The following is a 19,032-nucleotide window of genomic DNA, read 5'->3' as shown; positions in this document are numbered from 1 at the left end:
TCAGTTCCCTCCCCCGGACGTCGTGGAACGCTGCACGCCGGGAGGGAGGCAGCCCTCTTCGTTGAAGCCGACCACGCCGAGGTTCACCGACGGCGGCAGCAGGCCGCAGATGTAGACGTCGAACCAGCGGCCGTTGCCGAGGGTGTTGGCGAACACCCGGAAGAACGGGCCCATCAGCGACAGGCTGCGGTCCAGCGAGTCCTGGTTGCGCTGGAGCATCGTGGTGACGCGCTCCAGCTGCTCCAGCGCGGGCCGCAGCTGCGCCGAGTTGTCGGCGACCAGGCCGGACAGCTCCTTGGACAGCTCACGGGTGCCGTTGAGCAGGGCGCTGATCGCGTCCCGCCGCTTGCGCAGCTCGCCCAGCAGCAGGTTGCCGTCCGCGAGCAGCTTCTCGAACTGCTCGTTGCGGTCGGCCAGCGTCTTGGTGATCTGGTTGGTGTTGGCCAGCAGCTGCGCCAGCTGCTCGTCGCGCGACGAGATCGTCTTCGACAGCGCCGACAGGCCGTCCAACGCGCCGCGCACGCTGTCCGCCGAGCCCTCGAAGGTCTCCGAGAGCACCTGGAAGCTGTCCGCGAGCTGGTCGGTGTCGATCTGGCCGACGGTGTCCGCCAGCCCGTTGAACGCCTCCTGCACGTCGTACGGCGACAGCGTGCGCTCGCGCGGGATCGGTTGGCCCGGGTCCAGCGGCTGCGAGCCCTGCGGGTCCAGGGCCAGGAACTTCTGCCCCAGCAGCGTCTTGATCCGGATCACCGCGGTGGTGCGGTCGCCCACCCAGGCGTCCTTGACCCGGAACGACACCTTCACCTTGTCGCCGTCGAGCTCGACGTCGGTCACCTTGCCGACCTTGACCCCGGCCACCCGCACCTCGTTCGAGGGCACCAGGCCCGCGGCCTCGGTGAACTCGGCCGAGTACGTGGTGCCGCCGCCGATGATCGGCAGCTCGTCGGAGTGGAACGCGGCGAGCAGCAGCAGGGCGATCACGGTGAGGCTCACCGCGCCGACCGTGACCGGGTTGCGCTGCCGGTTGTGGTTCTGGGCGGGCTTCATCGGCGGCACCTCGGTTGCGTGACCGGCAGAGCCGTGATCGGGATCGGGTCGTTGATGATCGGCGGCACGGCGAGCTGCCCGCTGCCCTCGCACAGGAAGAAGTTGAACCAGGACCCGTAGGACGCGGTCCGCGACATCGCCTCGATCTTGCCCGGCAGGTTGCGGATCACGCCCTCCACGATCGACTCGTGGTCGGCCAGCGTCTGCGACACCAGCCCGAGGTTCGCGATGTCGTCCTTCAACGGCTGCCGCGACCGGTCGAGCAGGTCGGCGGTCGTCGTGGTCAGCTCGCCCATGGCGCTGATCGCCTCGCCGATCGGCTCGCGGTCGCCCGCGAGGCCCGTCGTCAGCTCCTGCAACGTCGTGACCAGCGTGGACACCTGGTCGCTGCGCGAGTTCACGGTGTCCAGCACGGCGTTGAGGTTGGTGATCACCTCGCCGATCACCTGGTCGCGGCTCGCCAGCGTGGACGTCAGCGACGCGGTGTGGCGCAGCAGGCTGTCGATCGTGCCGCCCTCGCCCTGGAGGACCTGGATGATCTCGTTGGACAGCTTGTTCACGTCGTCCGGGTTCAGCGCCTGGAACAGCGGCTTGAAGCCGTTGAACAGCACGGTGAGGTCGAGCGCGGGCTTGGTGCGCTCCAGCGGGATGACGTCGCCGGGCCGGAGCGCGGACGCGTCGCCCACGCCGTGCTCCAGCGAGATGTACCGCTGGCCGACGAGGTTGCGGTACTTGATCGTCGCGGTCACCGACGCGGGCAGCGTGCGGTCGCCCTCCAGCGAGAACTCCACCTCGGCCAGCCGCCGGTCGACCACCCGGATCTCGTCGACCTGGCCGACCCGCACGCCCGCGATGCGGATGTCGTCGCCCTCGTTGAGGGCCGTCACGTCGGTGAACCGGGCCGTGTAGCCGGTGGCGCCGTTGAAGTTGACGTTCGAGATCGTCACCGCGAGCAGCGTGGTCGCCACGATCGTGATCGCGGCGAACACGCCGAGCTTGATCAGCGGCGCGGCCAGGGACCTCATGCCGTCACCTCCGCTCCCCGGTACAGGGGTCCGAGCAGCAGCGCGGTGAAGCTGGGCATCTCCCGCTCCTTCAGGCCGAACTGCGGCGCCAGCAGCGCGGCCAGGAAGTCCTGCTCCTCCGGCGAGTTCGCCAGCGACGGCACACCGCTGTAGGACGACACGACCGTGCCGTCGTCGCGGATCGTCCCCGTGTTCGGCGGCAGCACGCCGTCGGTGGCCGACCGCGCGGGCGGCGGCGACGTGGAGCCGTCCTTCACCGGGCCCTCCGGCGGGTACTGCGGGAACGGGTCGGGCCGCGGCACGATGTCGTAGCAGCGCGGGCCGCGCTTGTCGGCGTACTCCGGGTCGTCCTTGCCCGGCTCGTACTTGCCGCGGCTGGCGGTGATCTCCAGCGTGATGTGCAGGCCCGGCTCGTCCGTGCCCTTGCCGAACACCTGGTCCATGATCGGCTTGAACTCCGACAGGCCCTTGAGCAGGCACGGGTACTCGGGCGCGTACTTGGCCAGCAGCTCCAGCGTCGGCCTGCTGACGTCGGAGAGCTGGATCAGGTTGTTCTTGTTCACCGCGAGGAAGCTGTTCAGGTCCAGCGACGTGGTGGTCAGCGTGCCGTACAGGGCCAGCAGGTTGTCGCGCTGCTCGACCAGCGTGCGGCTGGTGACGGTGGCGTCCGACAGCGCCTGCACCAGGTCGGGCGCGGCGTCGGCGTAGACGTTCGAGACGTCGGCCAGGCGGCTGATGCCGTCCTTGAGCTTGGGCAGCTGCGGGTTGAACTCGCCCAGGTAGGCGTCGAGCTGCACCAGCGTCTCGCCCAGCGGCTTGCCCCGGTTCTCCAGCGCCTGCGACATCGCGGTCAGCGTGGTGGCCAGCTTCTCCGGCTGCACGGCCTGCAACACCGGCATCAGGTCGTCGAGCACCCGTTCCAGCTCGATGGCGCTGCTGGAGCGGTCCTGCTCGATGACGTCGCCCTCGGCGAGCGGGTCCTGGCGCTCGGCGGGCACCACGAGGTTCACGTACCGCTCGCCGAACAGCGTCTTCGGCAGCAGGCGCGCGGAGACGTTCGCCGGGATGTGCCTGACCTGGTCCGGGTCCAGCGCCAGGTCGAGCTCGGCGCCGTCGCCCGTGGTCCGGATGCCCTTGACCTGGCCCACGACCATGCCGCGGACCTTGACGTCGGAGTCGACCAGGAGCTGGTTGCCGACCCGGTCGGTCTTCAGCGTCACCTTCACGACGTCGGTGAACGCGTCGTTGTACATCGCCACCGTGACCGAGAGGAACAGGGCGATGACCGCGATGAACACGACTCCCAGGAGCCGCCGCCTCAGCATGTCGCCGCCTCCGCTGAGAAGAACACGTCGGCCCTGCCGGTCGCCGCCTCCGCTGAGAAGAACACGTCGGCGGTCATCCGGCGATCCTCACCGTCGTCGTCGTCCCCCAGATCGCCATGCTCAGGAAGAAGTCCAGCAGGCTCGTCGTCACGATCGCGGTGCGCACCGCGCGACCGACCGCGACACCCACGCCCGCCGGGCCGCCGCTGGCCCGGTAGCCGTAGTAGCAGTGGGTCAGGATGATCACCACGGCGAACACGAGCACCTTGCCGAACGACCAGAGCACGTCGACCGGTGGTAGGAACAGGTTGAAGTAGTGGTCGTAGGTGCCCGCGGACTGCCCGTAGAACTCGACCGTGATCAACCTCGCCGCCAGGTACGAGGTCAGCAGGCCGATCACGTACAGCGGGATGATCGCGATGAACCCGGCGATGATCCGCGTGGTCACCAGGAACGGCAGGCTGGGGATGCCCATGACCTCCAGCGCGTCGATCTCCTCGGAGATCCGCATCGCGCCCAGCTGCGCGGTGAAGCCGGAGCCGACGGTCGCGCTCAGCGCCAGGCCCGCGACCAGCGGCGCGATCTCGCGGGTGTTGAAGTACGCGGACACGAAGCCCGCGAACGCCGACGTGCCGATCTGGTTCAGCGCGGTGAAGCCCTGGAGGCCGACGACCGTGCCGGTGAACACCGACAGGCCGACCATCACGCCGATCGTGCCGCCGATGACGGCCAGCGCGCCCGACCCGAAGCTCACCTCGGCCAGCAGCCGCAGCGTCTCGCGCAGGTAGCGGGTCAGCGTGCGCGGCGTCCAGCACAGCGCGCGGATGTAGAACCACAGCTGGTCGCCGAACGTGTCCAGCACGCTCAACGGCGCGTTCGCGGCCTTGCGGAACCGGTCGTTCATCGCGGCCATCTCAGCTCCCCTTCGCCGGGACGACCTGGAGGTAGATCGTGGTGAGCACGAAGTTCACGAAGAACAGCAGCAGGAACGTGATGACGACGGCCTGGTTGACCGCGTCGCCGACGCCCTTCGGCCCGCCCGCCGGGTTCAGCCCGCGGTAGGCGGCCACGATGCCCGCGATGAACCCGAAGATCAGCGCCTTGATCTCGGAGATCCACAGGTCGGGCAGTTGCGCCAGGGCGCTGAAGCTGGCCAGGTAGGCGCCGGGCGTGCCGTCCTGGAGGATCACGTTGAAGAAGTAGCCGCCCATCACGCCGACCACGCTGACCATGCCGTTGAGCAGCACGGACACCAGCATCGCGGCCAGCACGCGCGGCACGACCAGGCGCTGGATCGGCGAGACGCCCAGCACCTCCATGGCGTCGATCTCCTCGCGGATCTTGCGCGAACCGAGGTCCGCGCAGATCGCCGAGCCGCCCGCGCCCGCGATGAGCAGCGCCGTCACGATCGGGCTGGCCTGCTGGATGATCGCCAGCACGCTCGCCGCGCCGGTGAACGACTGCGCGCCGATCTGCCGGGTCAGCGAGCCGATCTGCAACGCGATGACCGCGCCGAACGGGATCGACACCAGCGCCGTGGGCAGCACCGTCACGCTCACCACGAACCAGCACTGCTGGATGAACTCCCGCAGCTGGAACGGGCGGCGGAACGTGTTGCGCACGACGTCGATGCCGAGCGCGAACATGCGCCCGGTCTCGCGCAGCGCCCCCACGCCGGGGAACGTCGCCGGTGAGCTCACAGCACGCCCCCCTGCCGCGGCCGCGGACTGGGCGCGCTCGGGGTGGCGGTGATCGGGCCCGTGCGGTCGCCCGCGCCCGCCATCACCCGGTAGTGCCGGCGCTCGTCGGGCGTGAGGCTGTTGATGATGCTCTGCTGCGCCTGCGCCGGCAGCGTGTGCAGGATGCTCATCACGCGGTCCTTGCGCCGCCGCACCGCGCCGCGCGGCGGGAGGCCGGGCGTCGGTTCCAGCTGCGGCACGACACCGCGCACGTCCTCGTCCGGCGAGCCGTCCGAGTGGCCCGCGTCCCGGTGCGCCAGCTCGGCGGCCATCGTGGCCTGGTCCTTCTCCTCCGACATGCCGATCGGGCCGATGCGGCGGCCGTTGAGGAACTGCTCGACCACCGGCTCGTCGCTGGTCAGCAGCACCTCACGGGGGCCGAACATGACCAGCTCGCGGCGGAACAGCATGCCGAGGTTGTCCGGGACCGTGCGGGCCACCGTGATGTTGTGCGTGACGATCAGGATGGTCGCGTCGATCTGCGAGTTCAGGTCGATCAGCAACTGGCTGAGGTAGGCCGTGCGGACCGGGTCGAGGCCGGAGTCCGGCTCGTCGCACAGGATGATCTCGGGGTCCAGCACGAGCGCGCGGGCCAGGCCCGCCCGCTTGCGCATGCCGCCGGAGATCTCGCCGGGGAGCTTCTTCTCCGCGCCGACGAGGCCGACCATCTCCATCTTCTCCAGCACGATCCGCCGGACCTCGGCCTCGGTCTTGCGGGTGTGCTCGCGCAGCGGGAAGGCGACGTTGTCGAAGAGGTTCATCGAGCCGAACAGCGCGCCGTCCTGGAACAGCACGCCGAACAGCTTCCGGATCTCGTAGAGCTTGTGCTCGGAGCAGCGGACCAGGTCGACGCCGTTGATGACGATCCGGCCCTGCTCCGGTTTCAGCAGCCCCACCAGGGACTTCAGGAAGACCGACTTGCCCGTGCCCGACGGTCCGAGCATGACGCTGACCTCACCCGGCGGGAGGGTGAGCGTGACGTCCCGCCAGATGGTCTGCTTGCCGAAGGACTTGGTCAGGCCCTCGACGACCACCTCGACGCCCATCGCACCTCCAGGTCAGCGGCCGGCTTCGCCCGACGCCGGACAGGCCGGCGTCATACCGGTGCAACGAGGCCGCCGCGTCGTGGTTACTCACCAGTTGGGTTAACGCGGTTTCGGATGGGTAACGGTGTGAGCAGGCTCATCCCGCGCCCTCCGCCCGATGGTGGGGCACCCGGCCCGAGGTGGTCAAGATCACCGGCCCCGGACAGCACGAAGGCGGGCACCCGGTTCGGGTGCCCGCCTTCGCGAGGTGTGGAGCTAGATCACTTGAGCGAGATCTTGGCGCCGGCAGCCTCGAGCTTCTCCTTGGCGGCGTCGGCGACGTCCTTCGCCACGTTCTCCAGCAGCGGCTTCGGAGCGGACTCGACCAGCTCCTTGGCCTCCTTCAGGCCCAGGCCCGAGACGACCTCGCGGACGACCTTGATGACCTGGATCTTCTTGTCGCCGGCGCCCTCGAGGACGACGGTGAACTCGTCCTTCTCCTCCTCGGCGGGGGCGGCCGGGCCGGCGGGGCCGGCCTGCGCGACGGCGACCGGAGCGGCGGCGGTGACCTCGAAGGTGGTCTCGAACTCCTTCACGAAGGCCGAGAGCTCCAGGAGGGTCATCTCCTTGAACGCGTCGAGCAGCTCGTCGGTGCTGAGCTTCGCCATGATGGCGGTCCTTTCTCTTTCAACGCCCGAACTGCGGCCGGGACGCGGAGTTTCTGGGTGTGATCAGCTTTCGGCCGGAGCGTCGGCCTCGGCGGCGGCAGGCGCCTCCGCGGCCTTCTTCTCCTGCAGGGCAGCAGCCAGGCGAGCGACCTGGGAGGCGGGGGCCTGGAACAGACCCGCGGCCTTGGCCAGGTTGCCCTTCATCGCGCCCGCCAGCTTGGCGAGCAGCACCTCACGGGTCTCGAGGTCCGCGATGGCGGTGACCTCGTCGACCGAGAGGGGGCGGCCGTCCATGTAGCCGCCCTTGATGACCAGGGCCTTGTTGTCCTTCGCGAAGTCACGCAGGGCCTTGGCCGCGTCGACCGGCTCGCCTTCGACGAAGGCGATGGCGGTCGGGCCGACGAGCAGGGCCTCGAGCCCCTGCACGCCCGCGTCCTCGGCGGCACGCTTGACCAGCGTGTTCTTCGCAACGGTGTACGTGGTGCCCGCGCCGAGAGCGCGACGCAGCGTGGTGAGCTGCGCCATGGAGAGGCCGCGGTACTCGGTCACGACAGCGGCCGAGCTTCCACGGAACTTGTCCGTGAGCTCGGCGACGGCCGAAACCTTGCTGGGCTTCGCCATGATCGCCTCCTCTCTGGGCTGGTGACGCGCCGGTCGAGCCGAGAGGGCCGCGCAAAGCAAAAACGCCCCTGCGCAGCAGCACGGGGCGTCACGAGCGTGCGAACACGCTCAAGTCTTCCTCGTTCTCCTGCGCGGGCCGCCCGCTTCGCGGGACCTTCGTTCCCCGTCACGTGGACAGGGATGACCAGCGGTCTTTGGTGAACCGTCGCCCAGCCTACGGGACGTGTCCCCACCGCTCCAAATCGGCATGATGTGACGCGTGACCGAAGAGCCGCCGCGGAACCCCCCGCCACCGGACATCGACCCGGAACAGCTCCGGCAGTTCCAGGAGTTCCAACGGTTCCAGGAGTTCCAGCGCTTCCAGCAGGCCCAGGGCGCCACCCCGCCACCGGGCCTGCCCCCGGGCTCCGCCCCACCACCGGGCCTCCCACCGGGCTCGATCCCCCCACCGGGCCTGCCCCCGGGCTCCACCCCGCCTCCCGGCCTCCCACCCGGCTATCCCCCACCGGGCTACCTCCCACCCGCCACCCCACCCCGCAAACCGCTGTGGAAGGTCCTGCTGCACAGCAAGCTCTTCCGCCGCCTGGTGTACCTGGTCGTGGTCCTGCTGGTGCTGTCGTACTTCTACGAGCAGTACTTCGGCGGCGACGACCCGGGCGGCGTGGCGGTCGACAGCGGCGGCGTGGAGAACAACGTCATCGCGCCGCCCACCCCGTACGGCATCACGGGCACGGTCGGCCAGTTCTACAAGCACGTGGGCACCGGCGACGGCAACCAGGCGTGCCTGTACTTCAAGGACGACGGGCCGAAGAAGGCGTTCGCGGAAGCCTTCGGCGCGTCCGACTGCGCGGCCGCGGTGGCGAAGTTGAAGGGGCAGGTCACCGACGTGAGCACCTACCGGCAGCTCGGCTTCCCCACCACGATGGTCACCCCGCCGGCGTCCGGCTCGGTCGAGGTCAGCTCGTGCGCGCTGGTCGTGCGCAGCGGCCCGAAGCTGGGCAAGTTCGTGCTGACCAAGCAGACCAGCGGCGCGTGGGCGATCACCGGCTACGAGGCCGAGCCGTCCTGCCCCTGAACGGCGAAGCGCCCCTCGGCGGGAGGCCGAGGGGCGCTTCGGGGTGCTTCGGACGGGTCGTCGTCAGACGGTGGCCTCGTCGGAGAGCAGGTTGCGGGTGCGGTTCGGGTCGACCGGGATGCCGGGGCCCATCGTGGTCGAGACCGTGATCTTCTTCAGGTACCGACCCTTGGCCGCGGACGGCTTCGCGCGCAGGATCTCGTCCAGCGCGGCGGCGTAGTTCTCGACCAGCTTCTCCGGGTCGAACGACACCTTGCCGATCACGAGGTGCAGGTTGGCCTGCTTGTCGACGCGGAAGTTGATCTTACCGCCCTTGATGTCCGCGACGGCCTTGGTGACGTCGGGCGTCACAGTGCCGGTCTTCGGGTTCGGCATCAGGCCGCGCGGGCCGAGGATGCGGGCGATGCGACCGACCTTCGCCATCTGGTCGGGCGTGGCGATCGCGGCGTCGAACTCGAGCCAGCCGCCCTGGATGCGCTCGATCAGGTCCTCGGAGCCGACCGCGTCGGCGCCGGCGGCCTCGGCCTCGGCGGCCTTGTCACCGGTCGCGAAGACGATCACGCGGGCGGTCTTGCCCGTACCGTGCGGCAGGTTCACGGTGCCGCGGACCATCTGGTCGGCCTTGCGGGGGTCGACGCCGAGCCGGATGGCGACCTCGACGGTCGCGTCCAGCTTCACCTTGGAAGTCTCCTTGGCGAGCTTGGCTGCCTCCAGCGGCGAGTAGAGCCGCTCACGGTCAACCAGCTCAGCAGCGTTCTTGTACGCCTTGCTGCGCTTCATGCTTCTGTCCTTAAAGTGGATCAGTTGTGGTGACGAGCCAGCGCTCGGCTCTCCCACGACTACGAAAGAGAAAAGGTCAGCCTTCGACGGTGATGCCCATGGAGCGGGCGGTGCCGGCGATGATCTTCGCCGCCTGGTCCACGTCGTTGGCGTTGAGGTCGACCATCTTGGACTGCGCGATCTCGCGCACCTGGTCCATGGTCACCTTGGCGACCTTGAGGCGGTGCGGCTCGCCCGAGCCCTTCTCCACACCGGCGGCCTTGAGCAGCAGCTTCGCGGCCGGCGGGGTCTTGAGCTTGAAGTCGAACGAGCGGTCTTCGTACACGGAGATCTCGACCGGCACCACGGTGCCGCGCTGCGACTCGGTCGCGGCGTTGTACTGCTTGCAGAACTCCATGATGTTGACGCCGTGCTGGCCCAGCGCGGGACCCACGGGCGGCGCGGGGTTCGCGGCCCCGGCCTTGATCTGCAGCTTGATGATCGCTGCGAGCTTCTTCTTCTTGGGAGGCATCTCGGTTCCTTTATTGCGGTGTCCGCGCGCGGCCCTGCCAGCCGCAGCGTGGCTGCCGGCTCCCGCCCGTCAGGAGGGGAGCCGGAGTCTTGTTGTCCTGGTCAGATCTTGGAGACCTGGCTGAACGACAGCTCGACCGGGGTCTCGCGACCGAAGATCGACACCAGGACCTTCAGCTTCTGGCCGTCCGCGTTGACCTCGCTGATCGTCGCGGGCAGCGTGGCGAACGGGCCGTCCATGACGGTGACCGACTCGCCGACCTCGAAGTCCACCTCGACGGTCGACTTCGCGGGCGCGGCGGTGCTCTTCTTGCCGGCGGCGGGCTTCTGCTCGACCTGGGGCAGCAGGAACTTCAGCACCTCGTCGATGGTCAGCGGCGACGGCTTGGACGTCGCGCCGACGAAACCCGTCACACCCGGCGTGTTGCGCACCGCGCTCCACGACGCGTCGTTGAGCTCCATGCGGACCAGGATGTAGCCGGGCAGCACCTTGCGCTGCACCTGCTTGCGCTGGCCGTTCTTGATCTCGGTGACCTCCTCGGTCGGCACCTCGACCTGGAAGATGTAGTCCTCCATGTCGAGGGTCTGGATGCGCGTCTCGAGGTTCGTCTTGACCTTGTTCTCGTAACCGGCGTACGAGTGCACGACGTACCAGTCGCCGGGCGCGCGCCGCAGTGCTTCGCGCATCTCCTCGGCGGGGTCCGCGGGCTCGGCGTCGATGTCCACGACGGCGGCCTCGACGTCACCACCGGACTCGATGTCGCCACCGGACTCGACGTCACCGCCCGACTCGACGTCGTCGGACTCGCTCTCGGTGTCGTCGTCGTCCGACTCGACGTCGCCGCCGGACTCGGCCTCGACGGTGGCGGACTCCTCGGTGTCCTCCGACGCCTCCGCCTGCTCGACGTCCTCGACGCCACCGTCGAAGTCCTGCTCGTCGGTCAGGTCGTTCAGCTCCTGGGCGTCAACGCCGCCGTTCTCGGAGGTCACTGTGGGTCTCGCTTCCTCTCATGCATCACATGTCCGCCGCCACCCGGGGCGGCAGGTGATCGGCTCAGCCGAACACCCTGAACATGCCCCAGGCGAAGGCCGAATCCAGGCCGAACACCAACGCCACCATGAAGGCCACGAAGACCAACACGACTCCGGTGTAGGTGATCATCTGCTTGCGCGTCGGCCAGATGACCTTCCGCAGCTCGCTGACCACCTCGCGGACGTACCGGACGATCCGGGCGAAGAAACCGACCCGGGTCTTCTCCGCTTCCGCCCGCGAGCGCGTGGCGCGGCCCTTCTTGGCCTCCTCGGCGTCGGAGTCGGCCTCGGCCGCCTTCTTCGCCTCCACGGAGTCCTTGCGGCCCGCCGGACGCGCGGAACCACGGCGCTCGCGCCGCGCTGCGGCGGTAACCGGCCGGGACGCGCCCTCGCGCTCTTCCGGCTGGTCCTGCTCGCGGCCCTCGCTCATGCCGTCCTCCGCTCACCATCGCGCTTCGACGCAGGGGCGACAGGACTTGAACCTGCAACCTGCGGTTTTGGAGACCGCTGCTCTGCCAGTTGAGCTACACCCCTTTGGGACCCGAACGACTACCGGATCCCCTGGCTGGAGACGTCCCGCACCCTCCTCACGTGGCCCGTGAGGCAGCGACTGGACGTTCCAAGACCGGAAGCATACGGCACCAGGTGCCCCTCCTTCCAACTGGCCCGGTCAGAGGGGGTGCCGGCGGCTTACCCGGTTGTGCGATCTGCCACGATTGGCGGCATGGGCACGCCTGAGACGACCACCGGGACCAGTACCTCCGAGCACCCGCGGATCTCCAAGCGGATCGGCGACATCGCCGAGTCCGCCACCCTCGCGGTCGACGCGAAGGCGAAGGCGCTCAAGGCGGCGGGCCGACCGGTGATCGGCTTCGGCGCGGGCGAACCGGACTTCCCGACCCCTGACGCCATCGTAGCCGCAGCTCAGGCGGCGTGCGCGGACCCGAAGAACCACCGCTACACCCCCGCCGCCGGGCTGCCGGAGCTGCGGGAAGCCGTAGCCGCGAAGACCAAGCGCGACTCGGGCTACGAGGTCACCGCCGCGCAGGTGCTGATCACCAACGGCGGCAAGCAGGCCGTGTACCAGGCGTTCGCCACCGTGGTGGACCCGGGCGACGAGGTGCTGCTCCCCGCGCCGTACTGGACCACCTACCCCGAGGCGATCACGCTCGCGGGCGGCGTCCCGGTGCAGGTCACGGCGGACGAGTCGACCGACTACCTGGTGACGGTGGAGCAGCTGGAGGCGGCGCGCACCCCGAAGTCCAAGGTGCTGCTGCTGTGCTCGCCGTCCAACCCGACCGGCTCGGTCTACACCCGCGAGCAGATCACCGCGATCGGCGAGTGGGCGCTGGAGCACGGCCTGTGGGTCATCACGGACGAGATCTACGAGCACCTGGTGTACGACGGCGCCGAGTCGGTGTCGCTGCCGGTGGCCGTGCCCGCGATGGCGGACCGCACGATCGTGCTCAACGGCGTGGCCAAGACCTACGCGATGACCGGCTGGCGGGTCGGCTGGCTGATCGGCCCCACCGACGTGGTGAAGGCCGCCGCGAACCTCCAGTCGCACCTGACCTCGAACGTCGCCAACGTGTCGCAGCGGGCGGCGCTGGAGGCGGTGTCCGGGCCGCTGGACGCGGCGCACGAGATGCGCGAGGCGTTCGACCGCCGTCGGCGCACGATCGTCGACCTGCTGTCGGCGATCCCCGGCGTGCAGTGCCCGACCCCGAAGGGCGCGTTCTACGTGTACCCGTCGGTGAAGGCGTTGATCGGCAAGCGGCTGCGCGGCACGACGATCACCGACACGGTGCAGCTCGCGGCGCTGATCCTGGAGCACGCCGAGGTGGCCGTGGTGCCCGGTGAGGCGTTCGGCACGCCCGGCTACCTGCGGCTGTCGTACGCGCTCGGTGACGACGACCTGAAGACCGGCGTGACCCGCATGGCCGAGCTGCTCGCCGAGGTCGAGTAGCACACAGATTCGACGTCCCGACCGCGGAAGGCACCCCGATGGGGTGCCTTCCGTCGTAGTGAGACTCATTCGCATCACCCGGTGTAACTGTGATGTGTACCACCGGGCCGGAGTGGAGGAGTCATGGCGGACGCGCAGCGCAACGCCCCCGGCACCACGGGCCTCGTGCTCGGGGTGCTGGGCCTGGTGTTCGGCCTCATCCCGGCCGCCGGCCTGGTCGCTTGGCCCCTGGTCGTCGTCGGGCTGGTACTCGGTGTGCTCGGCGTGGTCAGGACCCGTCGCGGCGAGGGTGGCAACAAGGGCGTCGCCGTGGCCGCCGTGGCGCTGTCCGCGCTCGGGCTGGCCGTCTGCGTCGCGTGGGTGGCGCTGTTCGGCCGGGCCGCCTCCGACGCCGAGAACGCGCTGGAAGATCTGCGCGCGCAGACCGGCAGCAGCGCCGAGCTGGTCTACGAGGTGACCGGCGACGCGGCCGAGGCCACGATCAGCCACGCCACCTCCTCGTCCGTCGAGCACGAGATCGCCCGCCCGCCGTGGACCAAGGGGTTCACCGTCAAGGGCGGGTTCCGCGGCGGCACGCTGGACGTCACGGCCGGCCCGGGCGGCGGCACGATCACATGTCGGATCACGGTCGACGGCGTGGAGCACCGGACCGCGACCGCATCCGGTCCGCACGCGTTCGCGAGCTGCTCGGGCTAACCATGCGTAACCCCTTTGGGTGACTGGTGTAACCGTCGGTAGAACTACCCCGATGGTCCATTCAGTCCGACCACCCGGCACCCGAGGAGCCCAAGCCCATGACGGAGTCCGCCCCACCCGAGCGCCCGGCACGCAAGTGGCTCGTCATCACGGCCTCGGTGGCGCTCGTCGTGGGCGCGCTGGCGCTCGTGCTGTGGACCGCGGCGCCCGAACCGCCGGTGCGGATCGTCTACCAGGTCACCGGCACCGCGGCGCGGGCCACCGTCACCTACTCGACGTTCCACGGCGCTGAGACGCGCCAGGAGGAGCTGACGGGGCTCCCCTGGAGGCTGGAGATGGTGGCCACCGGCGAGCCCGAGCACGGCGTGCTGACCGTCACGATCGGGCCCGACGGCGGCGAGGTGGCGTGCGAGGTGCGGGTGGCCGAGGTCGAGCGGCGCTCGGCCACGGCCACCGGCGCGCGCACCAGCGCGTTGTGCGACTTCTAGGCGGGCGGTTCCCGGGCGAGGTCCTAGGCCGGCAGGCGGACCAGCGCCGACGCGCCGCCGAGCACGGACTTGCCCTCGAAGGTGGCCGTCAGGTTGACCTTGACCGTGCCGTCGTCCAGCACCTTGGTCACCTTCGCGGTGACCTCCACCAGCGCGCCCTTGTCGTCGTCGGGCACCGGCACGGGCCGGCCGAACCGCACGCCGTACTGCACGACGGCGCCGGGGTCGCCCGCCCACTCGGTGACGATCCGGGCGGCCATGCCCATGGTGAGCATCCCGTGCGCGATCACGCCGGGCAGACCGACCTCGCGGGCGAAGCGCTCGTTCCAGTGGATCGGGTTGAAGTCGCCCGACGCGCCCGCGTACCGGACCAGGTCGGCGCGCGTGATGCGCAGCGACAGCGGCGGCAGCTCGTCGCCGACGGAGACCTCCGAGATGCGGATCACGCGTCCTCCCCCCGCACCACGAGCGTGCACCGGCCGGTGGTGACGGGCTCGCCGTCCTCCGTGCTCAGCTCGGCCCTGATCGACAGCATGTCGTTGCCCATGCGCGCGGTGATGCCGTCCACGTGCAGCACGGTGGTGAGCCGGTCGCCCGCCACGACGGGGCGGTGGTGGACGAACGTCTGGTCGCCGTGCACCACGCGGCTGTAGTCCAGTCCCAGCTCGGGGTCGTCCACCAGCACGTCGTTCGCCTTCAGCGACACGATGATCGCGAACGTGGGCGGCGCGATGACGTCGCGGTACCCGGCCGCGCGGGCGGCTTCGGGATCCCGGTGCAGCGGGCTCGCCTCGCCGACGGCGTCGGCGAACTCGCGGATCTTCTCGCGGCCCACCTCGTAAGGCGGCGACGGCGGGTAGGAACGTCCGACGAACGACTGGTCGAGAGGCACCCGAGGAGGTTATACGCGGGGCAGGTCACACGCGACGAGGCCCGCCCCGGATCCCGGGACGGGCCTCGCACGTGCGGTCTGGCTACCGGCTCAGCGGGTTTCCTTGTGAGCGCGGTGGGTCTTGCAGTTCGGGCAGAACTTCTTGATCTCCAGGCGGTCCGGGTCGTTGCGCCGGTTCTTCCTGGTGATGTAGTTCCGGTGCTTGCACTCCTCGCACGCGAGGGTGATCTTCGGGCGTACGTCGGTTGCAGCCACGGTCCTTGCCTTCCTAGAGCTCGTGTGCCCCGACCCGACCGGGCGCCCAGTGCGGGCTTACCGCCTGGCGGGGATCCTGCTGAGTAGCGGTGGCCGGACTTGAACCGGCGACACAGCGATTATGAGCCGCTTGCTCTACCAACTGAGCTACACCGCTTTACACAACACGGCCGCGATGCTCGTGCACCGCGGCCAGTTGTTGAGCCCCTTTACGGAATCGAACCGTAGACCTTCTCCTTACCATGGAGACGCTCTGCCGACTGAGCTAAAGGGGCTTGCTCTTGCGGAGCCAAGAGAACTCTACAACAGGCGTGCCGCAGAAAGGAAATCGGGGGCCCCTCCTAGTGGACCAAGGTGAGCACCGTCTCATCGCGGGCACCCCTGACCTGCACGGTCCGCGCCCGCAGCCAAGCCTCGAAGCGGTCCTCCGACAGCGGCCGGGAGATCAGGTAGCCCTGCGCCACGTCGCAGCCCATGCCGACGAGCTGGTCGCGCGCGGCGTCGTCCTCCACGCCCTCGGCGACGACCGTGAGGCCCAGCGAGTGGCCCAGCTCCACGATCGAGCGGACCACCGCCATGTCGCCCAGGTCGGTGCCCATGCCGAGCACGAAGCTCTTGTCGATCTTCACCTCGTCCACCGGGAGCTGCCGCAGGTACGCCAGCGACGAGTAGCCGGTGCCGAAGTCGTCCACGGCCAGCACGACGCCCATCTGGTGCAGCCGCCGCAGCACGGGCAGCGCGCGTTCGGGGTCGGCCATCACGCCGGACTCGGTCAGCTCGAACGTCAGCAGCTCCGGCGGCACGTCGTGGCGCTTCAACGCCGCCGCCACGCGGTCCGGGAACTCCTCGTCGGCCAGCGTCCGCACGGACAGGTTCACCGCGATGGACATGCGCAGCCCGCGGTCGACCCACAGCCGCACCCGCGCCAGCGCGGTGTCCATGACGAAGTCCGTGAGCACGTCCACCAGCCCGGTGGCCTCGACCGCGGGCACGAACTCATCCGGGTCGACGCGGCCGAACTCGGGGTGCTTCCAGCGCACCAGCGCCTCCGCGCCGACCACCTGGCGGCTCGGCAGCGCGACCTTCGGCTGGTAGTGCACGGAGATCTGGCCGGTCTCCACCGCCGACCGGAACTGGGTCACCAGCTGGAAGCGGCGCAGGAAGATCTGGCCCATGCTCGGCGCGTACTGGCGCAGCGGCTCGTTGTCGCTGGTCGCCCGGACGGCCACGTCGGCGCGTTGCAGCAGCGCGTCCGGGTCCGGGTCCTCGATCTCGCAGTCGGCGGTGGTGGCCCAGCCGACGACCGCGCCCGCCTCGACGGTGAGCCGGTCGACCGGGTAGGGCACAGACAGCGCGGCACGCAGCCGTTCGGCGATCTCCTGGATCTGCTCGGCCTGCCGGTCCAGCAGCAGCGCGGCGAACGCGCCGCCCTCCAACCGGGCCAGCGGCACCTCGGGCCCGAGCTCGTCGCGCAGGCGGCGGCCGGCGGCGACCACCATCCGGTTGCCCCACGCCTGGCCGAGCGCGTCGGACACGGTGGACAGCACGGTGAGGTCGACGCGGACCACGACGGACGCGTCCGCCTCGCGCATCGGCTCGGTGGCGGCCTCGCGGAAGCCGGGCCGGTTGAGCAGGCCGGTCAACGGGTCGTGGTAGGCGTCGTGGCGCAGCCGGGCCAGCAGGCGCCGGTTGTCCACCGCGGTGGACAGGTGGCTGGCCAGCGTGCGCAGGAGCTGGATGTCGGCCTTGCCGAAGCCGCGCCACCGGCTGAGCCGGTCGTGCACCTCGACCGCGCCGAGCAGCTGGGTCGCCCCGCGCAGCGGCACGACCAGCGCTTCCTGCGCGTCCCGGCGGACCAGCGCCTCGGAGACCTCTTCGCCCGCGTCCACGATGCGGAAGTACCGCACCTGGGCGCCGGGCAGCTGGAGCATGGCGTCCTCGCGCAGCACCCGCGGGTCGTCGCGGCGCATGCCCGGCGGCAGCGGCTCGCCCGCGACCAGCGTGCGCATCGGGGTCTGCGGGTCGGTGCGCAGCCGCAGCACGACCCGGTTGGCGTTGAGCTGCTCGCGGATGCGCTCGGCGATGAGCTGCCAGTCGTCGTCCTCGCCGCAGCCGTCGTCCTCCTCCGGCGCGGCGCCGCGCGGCCCGGTGGCGTGGCGGCCGGAGCGGGCCACCCGCAGCGAGACCTCGCTGAGCGCCTCCAGGTCGCGCTGCTCGCGCAGCAGGCCGGAGTAGGCCAGGTAGATCGCGGTGATGCCGAGGAAGACCAGGCCGATCAGCAGGCCGCCCCACGGCGCCTTGTCGGCGATCTCGTAGCCGGCGAGGCCCGCGGAGGTGTTGAGCAGGGCGACCACGAGCGTCTGGAGCACCAGGCGCAGGCTCGGCGCGACCCGCATGCCCTTGCCCATGATCCGCAACGCGGTCAGGCCGAGCACGCTGGCCAGCAGCGGCACCGCGATCGTGCCGACGAACGCGCCCGCCCAGAACGGGCCCTCCGCGCCCAGGAACCGCTTGACCAGCTCGGCGACCGCGAAGGCCACCGAGATCTCCATGAACATCAGGCCCGCGTTGTAGACGGCGCGGTCGAGTACGCGGCGGCCGAGCAGCGTGCCGACGCCCGCGACCACGTGCGCGGCGAGCACGATCTCGAACGGCGCGACCAGCAGGCCGAGCACGAGCGGGATCTCGGTGAACGAGATGGTCCAGGCCACCCCGCTGCGCACGTCGACGTTGATGGCGAGCTGCTCGGCCAGCAGGAAGCCGATCACCAGCAGCGGGCCGGTCCACCACAGGTCGACGTCGGGCGGTGTGTCGGGCAGCCAGGAGCCGACGAGGAACGCGGACAGCGCGCCCGCGACGAGGAGCAGGACCGCGAACACGCTGAACGCGCGGTTCGTGGACCGGGTCGGCGCGCTGGGCGCCGTGGCCGACGCGTGGTCGGACATCCAGCCTCCTCGTCGGCCGTCGTCGCGGCGGGCCGGGTCGCGGCCTGCGGGCTCCGGGCGTGACTGAGGGGTCCCGAACACCGACCAGGACCCCTCCAAGGCTGCCAATGTACCCCGGTCGGGGGACGAAATGGCAGGTCGTGTAGCGGAATGCCACCAGAAGTAACAGCCCGGTTCACACGATCAGTCGACCTTGGATCACCGTCACGGCCTGCCCGGCGAGCCGCACCCGATCGCCGTCCAGAGTGGTCCGGACCAGCCCTCCGCGGGCCGACGCCTGCTCGGCCAGCAGGTTCGGCCGACTCAGCCGCGGCGACCACCAGGAGGCCAGCGTGCAGTGCGCGGAACCGGTTACGGAATCCTCCGGGACTCCGTAGGAGGGGTAGAAGCACCGGCTCACGACGTCCAGCCCCGGCCGGTCGCCGGGTGCGGTGACGATCACACCGCGGCCCGGCACCTCGGCCAGCGCGGCGAAGTCCGGGCGGAGGTCGCGGACCTCGTCCGCCGAGTCGGCTTCCACCAGCACGTCGGACACGGCCTGCGCGACGGCCTTCACCGTGACGCCCGGCAGGCCCGCGCGCAGCGGCGTGGTCACCTCGATCGGCTCCGCCGGGTCGGCCGGGAAGTCCATCTCCACCCAGCCGTTGTCGGCGGTGCAGGTGAGCACGCCACTGCGGGTGTCGAAGCTGCGGCCACCGCCCAGCACGTGCGCGGTGGCCAGGGTGGCGTGGCCGCACAGGTCCACCTCGACGACCGGCGTGAACCAGCGCAGCGGCAGCGGGTCCGGCCGGTCGACCCGCACGAACGCCGTCTCGGCGTGCTTCATCTCGGCGGCGACGGACTGCATCCACCCGTCGTCCACCGGCCCGTCCAGCAGCACCACGCCCGCCGGGTTGCCCGCGAACGCGCGGTCGGTGAACGCGTCGACCACGTAGAGCTCCAC

General features: G+C 70.2%; 21 protein-coding genes and 3 tRNA genes. 4 read left to right on the top strand and 20 right to left on the bottom strand.

The window, feature by feature from the left end:
• From ACIQMJ_RS07930 to rplJ, 8 genes are all read right to left on the bottom strand, one after another.
• Positions 1 to 1,047 carry an MCE family protein gene (locus ACIQMJ_RS07930; protein WP_499760165.1) on the bottom strand — a complete coding sequence of 349 codons (1,047 nt, stop codon included), beginning with the start codon at positions 1,045 to 1,047 and terminating at the stop codon, positions 1 to 3.
• Entirely contained in the window at positions 1,044 to 2,072 is a 1,029-nt protein-coding gene (locus ACIQMJ_RS07925) for an MCE family protein (protein WP_499760164.1), read from the bottom strand. Before ACIQMJ_RS07925 ends, ACIQMJ_RS07930 begins: the two co-directional genes overlap by 4 nt.
• The gene (locus tag ACIQMJ_RS07920; protein ID WP_499760163.1) at positions 2,069 to 3,397 is read right to left on the bottom strand and encodes an MCE family protein; all 1,329 of its coding nucleotides are present in this window, start codon (positions 3,395 to 3,397) and stop codon (positions 2,069 to 2,071) included. The genes ACIQMJ_RS07925 and ACIQMJ_RS07920 overlap by 4 nt, the downstream gene beginning before the upstream one ends.
• A gap of 73 nt (positions 3,398 to 3,470) precedes the next feature.
• Positions 3,471 to 4,310 carry an MlaE family ABC transporter permease gene (locus tag ACIQMJ_RS07915; RefSeq protein WP_499760162.1) on the bottom strand — a complete coding sequence of 280 codons (840 nt, stop codon included), beginning with the start codon at positions 4,308 to 4,310 and terminating at the stop codon, positions 3,471 to 3,473.
• Position 4,311: 1 nt separating this feature from the next.
• Entirely contained in the window at positions 4,312 to 5,043 is a 732-nt protein-coding gene (locus ACIQMJ_RS07910) for an MlaE family ABC transporter permease (RefSeq protein ID WP_231648028.1), read from the bottom strand.
• 50 nt (positions 5,044 to 5,093) lie between these two features.
• On the bottom strand, positions 5,094 to 6,182 hold the full coding sequence (locus tag ACIQMJ_RS07905; RefSeq protein ID WP_499760161.1) for an ABC transporter ATP-binding protein: 1,089 nt from the start codon (positions 6,180 to 6,182) through the stop codon (positions 5,094 to 5,096).
• Between the two features lie 260 nt (positions 6,183 to 6,442).
• Positions 6,443 to 6,829 (bottom strand): 50S ribosomal protein L7/L12, encoded by a 387-nt coding sequence (gene rplL / locus ACIQMJ_RS07900; protein ID WP_387486106.1) that lies wholly within the window; start codon positions 6,827 to 6,829, stop codon positions 6,443 to 6,445.
• Positions 6,830 to 6,892: 63 nt separating this feature from the next.
• On the bottom strand, positions 6,893 to 7,450 hold the full coding sequence (rplJ, locus tag ACIQMJ_RS07895; protein WP_387486103.1) for a 50S ribosomal protein L10: 558 nt from the start codon (positions 7,448 to 7,450) through the stop codon (positions 6,893 to 6,895).
• 259 nt (positions 7,451 to 7,709) lie between these two features.
• On the opposite strand from rplJ, the gene ACIQMJ_RS07890 reads away from it, so the two are divergent.
• The gene (locus ACIQMJ_RS07890) at positions 7,710 to 8,525 is read left to right on the top strand and encodes a hypothetical protein (protein WP_499760160.1); all 816 of its coding nucleotides are present in this window, start codon (positions 7,710 to 7,712) and stop codon (positions 8,523 to 8,525) included.
• Positions 8,526 to 8,588: 63 nt separating this feature from the next.
• On the opposite strand, the gene rplA is transcribed toward ACIQMJ_RS07890, so the two are convergent.
• The 5 genes from rplA to ACIQMJ_RS07865 all read right to left on the bottom strand — a co-directional run bounded on the left by rplA (position 8,589) and on the right by ACIQMJ_RS07865 (position 11,381).
• On the bottom strand, positions 8,589 to 9,305 hold the full coding sequence (rplA, locus tag ACIQMJ_RS07885; protein ID WP_499760159.1) for a 50S ribosomal protein L1: 717 nt from the start codon (positions 9,303 to 9,305) through the stop codon (positions 8,589 to 8,591).
• Positions 9,306 to 9,381: 76 nt separating this feature from the next.
• Positions 9,382 to 9,816, bottom strand: a complete 435-nt coding sequence (gene rplK, locus ACIQMJ_RS07880) for a 50S ribosomal protein L11 (protein WP_053715259.1) — start codon at positions 9,814 to 9,816, stop codon at positions 9,382 to 9,384.
• A gap of 101 nt (positions 9,817 to 9,917) precedes the next feature.
• Positions 9,918 to 10,805, bottom strand: coding sequence for a transcription termination/antitermination protein NusG (gene nusG / locus ACIQMJ_RS07875; protein ID WP_499760158.1), 888 nt, complete (start codon positions 10,803 to 10,805; stop codon positions 9,918 to 9,920).
• A 64-nt stretch (positions 10,806 to 10,869) separates the two neighbouring features.
• On the bottom strand, positions 10,870 to 11,277 hold the full coding sequence (gene secE, locus ACIQMJ_RS07870; protein ID WP_499760157.1) for a preprotein translocase subunit SecE: 408 nt from the start codon (positions 11,275 to 11,277) through the stop codon (positions 10,870 to 10,872).
• A 31-nt stretch (positions 11,278 to 11,308) separates the two neighbouring features.
• Positions 11,309 to 11,381 (bottom strand) — tRNA-Trp (locus ACIQMJ_RS07865).
• Between the two features lie 190 nt (positions 11,382 to 11,571).
• On the opposite strand from ACIQMJ_RS07865, the gene ACIQMJ_RS07860 reads away from it, so the two are divergent.
• The 3 genes from ACIQMJ_RS07860 (at position 11,572) to ACIQMJ_RS07850 (ending at position 13,997) form a co-directional block, all read left to right on the top strand.
• Complete coding sequence (locus ACIQMJ_RS07860) at positions 11,572 to 12,813, top strand: pyridoxal phosphate-dependent aminotransferase (protein WP_499760156.1); 1,242 nt, start codon at positions 11,572 to 11,574, stop codon at positions 12,811 to 12,813.
• 123 nt (positions 12,814 to 12,936) lie between these two features.
• Positions 12,937 to 13,509, top strand: coding sequence for an MmpS family transport accessory protein (locus ACIQMJ_RS07855; protein ID WP_499760155.1), 573 nt, complete (start codon positions 12,937 to 12,939; stop codon positions 13,507 to 13,509).
• Positions 13,510 to 13,607: 98 nt separating this feature from the next.
• The gene (locus tag ACIQMJ_RS07850) at positions 13,608 to 13,997 is read left to right on the top strand and encodes a hypothetical protein (protein WP_499760154.1); all 390 of its coding nucleotides are present in this window, start codon (positions 13,608 to 13,610) and stop codon (positions 13,995 to 13,997) included.
• Between the two features lie 23 nt (positions 13,998 to 14,020).
• Here ACIQMJ_RS07850 and ACIQMJ_RS07845 read toward each other — a convergent pair whose 3' ends face one another.
• The 7 genes from ACIQMJ_RS07845 to ACIQMJ_RS07815 form a co-directional block, all read right to left on the bottom strand.
• Positions 14,021 to 14,443, bottom strand: a complete 423-nt coding sequence (locus ACIQMJ_RS07845; RefSeq protein WP_499760153.1) for a MaoC family dehydratase — start codon at positions 14,441 to 14,443, stop codon at positions 14,021 to 14,023.
• Positions 14,440 to 14,889, bottom strand: a complete 450-nt coding sequence (locus ACIQMJ_RS07840) for an FAS1-like dehydratase domain-containing protein (protein ID WP_499760152.1) — start codon at positions 14,887 to 14,889, stop codon at positions 14,440 to 14,442. The genes ACIQMJ_RS07845 and ACIQMJ_RS07840 overlap by 4 nt, the downstream gene beginning before the upstream one ends.
• Before the next feature lie 90 nt (positions 14,890 to 14,979).
• The gene (gene rpmG / locus ACIQMJ_RS07835; protein ID WP_015105301.1) at positions 14,980 to 15,144 is read right to left on the bottom strand and encodes a 50S ribosomal protein L33; all 165 of its coding nucleotides are present in this window, start codon (positions 15,142 to 15,144) and stop codon (positions 14,980 to 14,982) included.
• A gap of 84 nt (positions 15,145 to 15,228) precedes the next feature.
• Positions 15,229 to 15,301, bottom strand: a tRNA-Met gene (locus ACIQMJ_RS07830).
• Between the two features lie 45 nt (positions 15,302 to 15,346).
• Positions 15,347 to 15,419: transfer RNA gene (locus ACIQMJ_RS07825), tRNA-Thr, on the bottom strand.
• A 66-nt stretch (positions 15,420 to 15,485) separates the two neighbouring features.
• Positions 15,486 to 18,089, bottom strand: coding sequence for a putative bifunctional diguanylate cyclase/phosphodiesterase (locus tag ACIQMJ_RS07820; RefSeq protein ID WP_499760151.1), 2,604 nt, complete (start codon positions 18,087 to 18,089; stop codon positions 15,486 to 15,488).
• A gap of 175 nt (positions 18,090 to 18,264) precedes the next feature.
• Positions 18,265 to 19,032, bottom strand: coding sequence for a PhzF family phenazine biosynthesis protein (locus tag ACIQMJ_RS07815; RefSeq protein ID WP_499760150.1), 768 nt, complete (start codon positions 19,030 to 19,032; stop codon positions 18,265 to 18,267).

It is taken from the genome of Actinosynnema sp. NPDC091369, from assembly GCF_044757065.1.
GTDB lineage: Bacteria > Actinomycetota > Actinomycetes > Mycobacteriales > Pseudonocardiaceae > Actinosynnema.
The sequence above is the reverse complement of the archived record's forward strand: the minus strand, read 5'-3'. Positions and strand labels throughout refer to the sequence as shown.

Excerpts from the sequence above, each read along its gene's own strand:
- ACIQMJ_RS07930 (WP_499760165.1), bottom strand. The coding sequence starts at position 1,047 with ATGAAGCCCGCCCAGAACCACAACCGGCAGCGCAACCCGGTCACGGTC.
- ACIQMJ_RS07925 (WP_499760164.1), bottom strand. The coding sequence starts at position 2,072 with ATGAGGTCCCTGGCCGCGCCGCTGATCAAGCTCGGCGTGTTCGCCGCG.
- ACIQMJ_RS07920 (WP_499760163.1), bottom strand. The coding sequence starts at position 3,397 with ATGCTGAGGCGGCGGCTCCTGGGAGTCGTGTTCATCGCGGTCATCGCC.
- ACIQMJ_RS07915 (WP_499760162.1), bottom strand. The coding sequence starts at position 4,310 with ATGGCCGCGATGAACGACCGGTTCCGCAAGGCCGCGAACGCGCCGTTG.
- ACIQMJ_RS07910 (WP_231648028.1), bottom strand. The coding sequence starts at position 5,043 with ATGTTCGCGCTCGGCATCGACGTCGTGCGCAACACGTTCCGCCGCCCG.
- ACIQMJ_RS07905 (WP_499760161.1), bottom strand. The coding sequence starts at position 6,182 with ATGGGCGTCGAGGTGGTCGTCGAGGGCCTGACCAAGTCCTTCGGCAAG.
- rplL (WP_387486106.1), bottom strand. The coding sequence starts at position 6,829 with ATGGCGAAGCTCAGCACCGACGAGCTGCTCGACGCGTTCAAGGAGATG.
- rplJ (WP_387486103.1), bottom strand. The coding sequence starts at position 7,450 with ATGGCGAAGCCCAGCAAGGTTTCGGCCGTCGCCGAGCTCACGGACAAG.
- rplA (WP_499760159.1), bottom strand. The coding sequence starts at position 9,305 with ATGAAGCGCAGCAAGGCGTACAAGAACGCTGCTGAGCTGGTTGACCGT.
- rplK (WP_053715259.1), bottom strand. The coding sequence starts at position 9,816 with ATGCCTCCCAAGAAGAAGAAGCTCGCAGCGATCATCAAGCTGCAGATC.
- secE (WP_499760157.1), bottom strand. The coding sequence starts at position 11,277 with ATGAGCGAGGGCCGCGAGCAGGACCAGCCGGAAGAGCGCGAGGGCGCG.
- ACIQMJ_RS07860 (WP_499760156.1), top strand. The coding sequence starts at position 11,572 with ATGGGCACGCCTGAGACGACCACCGGGACCAGTACCTCCGAGCACCCG.
- ACIQMJ_RS07855 (WP_499760155.1), top strand. The coding sequence starts at position 12,937 with ATGGCGGACGCGCAGCGCAACGCCCCCGGCACCACGGGCCTCGTGCTC.
- ACIQMJ_RS07850 (WP_499760154.1), top strand. The coding sequence starts at position 13,608 with ATGACGGAGTCCGCCCCACCCGAGCGCCCGGCACGCAAGTGGCTCGTC.
- ACIQMJ_RS07820 (WP_499760151.1), bottom strand. The coding sequence starts at position 18,089 with ATGTCCGACCACGCGTCGGCCACGGCGCCCAGCGCGCCGACCCGGTCC.